The organism is Streptomyces gobitricini, assembly GCF_039532985.1.
Classification (GTDB): Bacteria; Actinomycetota; Actinomycetes; order Streptomycetales; family Streptomycetaceae; genus Streptomyces; species Streptomyces gobitricini.
Map to the genome: position 1 here is coordinate 1 of NZ_BAAASR010000017.1, position 2,066 is coordinate 2,066.

The 2,066-nt window shown below is 71.2% G+C and carries 2 protein-coding genes and 1 pseudogene; 2 read left to right on the forward strand and 1 reads right to left on the reverse strand.

Features of this window, described 5'->3' with window-relative positions:
* Positions 1 to 247: pseudogene (locus ABD347_RS15360) on the reverse strand (fasciclin domain-containing protein); the annotation flags it as partial.
* A gap of 323 nt (positions 248 to 570) precedes the next feature.
* Here ABD347_RS15360 and ABD347_RS15365 point away from each other — a divergent pair.
* Entirely contained in the window at positions 571 to 1,158 is a 588-nt protein-coding gene (locus ABD347_RS15365; protein WP_344361322.1) for a sigma-70 family RNA polymerase sigma factor, read from the forward strand.
* Positions 1,155 to 1,895 carry an anti-sigma factor gene (locus ABD347_RS15370; RefSeq protein WP_344361324.1) on the forward strand — a complete coding sequence of 247 codons (741 nt, stop codon included), beginning with the start codon at positions 1,155 to 1,157 and terminating at the stop codon, positions 1,893 to 1,895. Before ABD347_RS15365 ends, ABD347_RS15370 begins: the two co-directional genes overlap by 4 nt.
* Positions 1,896 to 2,066: the final 171 nt, after the last annotated feature.

A 2,066-nucleotide genomic window follows, 5' to 3' on the forward strand; every position in this document is an offset into this window, starting at 1 on the left:
CCTTCGCCATCCCCCCGAACGACCCCGCACCCTCCTCCGGCACCGACGCACACCCCGGACCGAACGGCCCTGAGGCCTGCGCGTTCGCCGTGCCGTCCTGCGCGGGGCTGTCCTGCGCGGCCGACGGGCTGGAGGACTTGTCGCTTCCGGCGTCCGCGTCGTTCATGCCACAGGCAGTGAGGACGAGGGGCAGAGCGCCTGCCAGGACGACTGCGGACACGGCGCGACGCGAGCGGGTGAGAAACATGGGGCGGTCTCCTTGGAAGAGGGAGGGAGTCTCGGACGGGTACGGGCCAGGGCCCCGGGTAGGGCGCTGAGGGCCGTACCGCTTCCCTCACGTCCGTCATTCGTCGCGAGGAGCGCTGCGGATTGGCCTACCCGCTCACTCTTTGGGCTTGTGTCGTGTGACGGGAGCCACCCATCCACACGGCGGACGGCTACGAACCAATCTCGGAAGCAAGACCGAAGGTGACACTTGGGTCACCTGTCAGGACGGGGAGAGTCGCGTATGGCCGCTCAACACATGCCGCCCCACCGCACCGGTGGTGGCGTCCGCCGTGGTGGTGCCCGGTGAGGGAATCCGTACGCTTCGGTGGCATGCCACAGGCCGACGGCCCCGATCTGGCCGACATCATCGCGCGCGTCGCGAGCGGTGACCGTGACGCCTTCCCGGCCCTCTACGACCGCGTCGCGGGTCCCGTTTTCGGGCTCGTGCTGAAGGTGCTGCGTGATCCCTCGCAGTCGGAGGAGGTCACGCAGGAGGTCATGGTCGAGGTGTGGCGCACGGCGACCCGGTTCCGTCCCGAACAGGGCAGCGGGATGACGTGGGTGATGACGATGGCCCACCGCCGCGCCGTGGACCGCGTCCGGTCCGAGCAGGCGGCCACGAACCGGGAGCAGCGCACCGCGCGCCGCGACCACACACCCGCGTACGACCAGGTGAGCGAGGAAGTCACCGTCCGGCTGGAGAGCGAGCAGGTACGGCGCTGTCTGAGGACCCTGACCGACTTGCAGCGCCAGGCCGTGACGCTCGCCTACTACCAGGGCTACACCTACCGGGAGGTCGCCGTCTCGCTGTCGGCGCCGTTGGGCACGGTCAAGACCCGACTGCGTGACGGACTGATCCGGCTGCGCGACTGCATGGGAGTGAGCACATGAACGATGACCACATGCACGCCCCCACCGGTGCGTACGCCCTCGACGCGCTGCCCGACGACGAGCGCGAAGCGTTCGAGCGGCACCTGCGGGGCTGCCCCGCGTGTGCGCAGGAGGTCGTAGAGCTGCGGGCCACAGCGGCCCGGCTGGGAACGGCCGTGTCGGCCGCGCCGCCGGAGGCGCTCAAGGGGCAGGTCCTGGAACGGATCCGGTCGGTGCGCCAGCTTCCCCCGCACGTCGGCCGGGAAGCTCCGCTCAGCACCGCCGCCCGTCGCCGGTACCTGCCGAGACTGGTGCTGGCTGCCTGTGTGGCCGCGGCCACCGCGTTCGGAGGGGTGGCCGCCTGGCAGTACCAGGAAGCACGCCTGGCCGACCAGCGGGCCCAGCAGGCACGGGCGGAGACGGCCGACATGGCCCGTGTCCTGTCCGCTCCCGACGCGCGGACCGTCACCGGAGAGGTCAAGGGCGGGGCGAGGGCCGCGGTCGTCGTCTCCCGCAGCGAGAACAGCGCGGTCTTCCTGGCATCGGATCTCCCGGAACTTCCTCGGGACAAGACCTACCAGCTGTGGTTCGACGACGGCGGAAAGATGAGACCGGCCGGTCTCGTCACCCACGACGGCGGCCGGCTGATGGAAGGAGACGTCGGCGGGGCCGGCGGCGTGGGGGTCACGGTCGAACCGAGCGGTGGTTCGCCCCAGCCCACCACCACACCGCTGGTCCTCCTCGGTCTGCCGGCCTGACGGAGTCGTGGACGGAGGCGACGACGGGGGCGGCGATGACGGAGGCGACGACGGAGCGGGAGCCGTACACCGACGACGGAAGACGCCACGAGGCCACGAGGGCGGGACGGCCACTGATCGGCCGTCCCGCCCTCGTGCCGCCGGGAGCTACGCCGGGGGCATGAGGACGGT

Bases quoted from the DNA above. Each gene is read 5' to 3' on its own strand.
- ABD347_RS15370 (WP_344361324.1), top strand. From the start codon at position 1,155: ATGAACGATGACCACATGCACGCCCCCACCGGTGCGTACGCCCTCGAC.